Raw genomic sequence first — 631 nt, forward strand, 5'->3', positions numbered from 1 at the left:
TGGAAGCGCAGAACTCGGGCGGACTGGCTCCGCAAGCTGCCGTTGCAGGTAAGTCTGCAGAAGCCTAATGCATAAACTGGGCGTGGTATGGGGATCGCGACAAATCCCATACCCAACAAGGTGGCCCACGTCAGCAGGAGCGAGTCGCGCCCACTCTGCGAACTCCTGAACCTTGCCCTCCGCAAGGAGCGTCAGCAGAAAATACTCGTCTTTGTACTCGTCTTTTAGCGTCGAAACAAGCTGCGCAAGCAGAGGAGAACTCTCGATTAGGAGGTCTTGGGAGAGGCTGCGGACGTCGCGCTCCAATATCTTTATAATCTGATGCCGGCTCAGGTTCTTATTGTGAGCAGCCGAGCCAAGTGCCCGCAGAAGGGCGGGGTGCCCGCCGGTCTGCGCATAGCTCGCAGATAATGCAGGAGTTTCCCATGCAAGGCCTACTCGCCCACCGATTGTCGTCAGAAGATCGTACGCTTCTTCGATCCCTAGCGGCTTCAAATACTCGCGAGTGAAGTAGTTATAAACGGGATTGTCCTCGGGACCAACCTTCGCATCTTCGACACATTTAGGGTTAGTGCCTGAGATCGTGAAGGAAAGTCGCCCAGGGTACTGCTGATCAAGCCCTCTCAAGATT

General features: G+C 55.3%; 1 protein-coding gene. It reads right to left on the reverse strand.

Annotation, left to right across the window (positions count from 1 at the left end; translation table 11 throughout):
* The coding region (locus AB0L34_RS34260) for a hypothetical protein (protein WP_363709825.1) at window positions 1–631 on the reverse strand (631 nt) is incomplete at both ends.

This window comes from Micromonospora sp. NPDC052213 (genome assembly GCF_040679695.1).
In the GTDB taxonomy this organism is placed as follows: Bacteria; Actinomycetota; Actinomycetes; order Mycobacteriales; family Micromonosporaceae; genus Micromonospora.